At 34.1% G+C, this 1,953-nt stretch carries 1 pseudogene; it reads right to left on the minus strand.

From position 1 onward, the window contains the following. Positions 1-209 precede the first annotated feature (209 nt). A pseudogene (locus DAHG_RS21505) lies at positions 210-1,953 on the minus strand (hypothetical protein); the annotation flags it as partial.

Here is a 1,953-nt window from a genome sequence, read left to right on the forward strand (position 1 = left end):
TAATGCTGGTAAGATGGTTACGAACCAATCTGTAGATGGCTGCTGGATCAATTCTTACGGCGTTTACATGAGCCCTACTTACAATGGTTAATTGTAAATCAATTTAATTACTAAATTGAGATGTACAGTGATGTGCATCTCTTTTTGTATGCAAAAAGGAGATCCATCACGAATCTCCTTTAAGTGTTATTTGTTTTGTTTTTAGTTAATTATTTAACCCAAACGCCGTAAGAGTTGAAAGTATAACCATTAACAGTCGTATTAGAAACCATTACACCGTTATCATCTACATAGTACCATCTAGTACCCTGAGCATCAGAAGCGATCCAAGAGTTACGTAACATTGTACCATTCTTTACATAATACCAGTTGGCACCAGAAGCTACCCACTTAGAAGGTCTAGAACCGTCTTCAGCGATGTAATCCCAATCGCCGTTGCCTTTGTCTACCCAACCTGATTGAGTAACTGTCCCGTTAAGGATCAATTTGTAATACAATGTAGTGATTAATGTTTCATTAGCTTCAACTGCTTTCTTTTCTTTAGAAGTTAAAGCACTATAGAATTCACCATCAGTATCCATTAATTTATCATAAGCTTTTTTAGCAGCAACAATTTTAGCAGCTTGCTTATCAGTTAGTGTAGTACCTAATGTGATTCCTTCAATATCAGTTGTAACAGCTTTTAATAAAGTATCGATATCAGTTGTCTGACCTACTAAAGCATCATAAACACTTTCATCACTGTCTTTTTCAATATTAGTAGTTAATAATGTTTTAAGAGCAGCTGATACAACATCAGTTTCATTTTCAAGATAACGTGCATAATCTGCATCTTTTAATCTTAAGCTGTAGTTACCATTTGTACGTTTAACTGTTTCTACAGTATAGAAGTTTTCAACTACCTCTTCTACATACGTTTTTAATTTTTCAATATCAGCTGAACGTAATGCATTAAATTTCTTATCGTAAGCATCTGTATCATCTTCATCATACTTAGCTGCTTCTGTAGCTAACTCTCCTACCTTAGTAGCAATTTTCTTGTAGTCTTTAATAACAGTATTGCTTGTTTTTAACATTGCGTTTACTTCTTTGATCTCTTCAACCATTTCTTCTAAACGGTCTACATATTTAGCAACATCTTCTTCATCAGCTACTTTAGAATATTTTACTTCATCTTTTAATTCGTCTACTTTATCAGCTTTTAAATCTTTAATGAAATCTTCTAAATCAGAAAGATTAGTGCGAGCAAATTCAGCATCTTTATCAACTAACATAGCTACTGTTACATCTTCAATAACTTCTGCACCTTTAAGCGCATCAACATAGCTATCGACAAAATCACCGATATAGCTGTCTTCGTAATCTTCTACAGCTGTTTCCATTCTTGAGAATAATTCATCATAAATTTCTTTATTTCCTGCCTTATCAGCTTCGGACATGTTGTTTTTGTAATCAGCATAATAAGCAGTCAAATCATCATAATAAGGTTTTACAGTGTTATATTCACGTTCTGTTAAATCAGCTCCATCTAAATCAGCATCATCAGCAAATTGATCCTCTAAATATTCTATTGCAGATTCAATAGCAGCCACTTTCTCAAGAATCGTAAGACGATCATCGTCATCCTTATCACCAGCAAGATAGATAGCATCAGTCGTTTCTTCACAATTTGCTAAAGTTGTCATATATTCAACAACAGTACCTTCACCATTTTCAGGTGTAATGCCTAATAATGCTTCTAGAGTTGCTTTCTTCTCATTTGGAGCGGTAGAACCTAAAAGAACAGCAGTGTTAGTCCATGTAATTTCCTTATCAACTGAAATTGTAGATAATTTTAAATTTGCAGCTTTGATATCGGCTTTTATAGCATTTAATAAGTCCTTTGCTACATTCGTATCCTCAGTCTTACATACTGTGTTAACTGGATCTGCAGCAAACAAAGGAGCAGCATTG

It is taken from the genome of Dielma fastidiosa, assembly GCF_000313565.1.
Classification (GTDB): Bacteria; Bacillota_I; Bacilli_A; order Erysipelotrichales; family Erysipelotrichaceae; genus Dielma; species Dielma fastidiosa.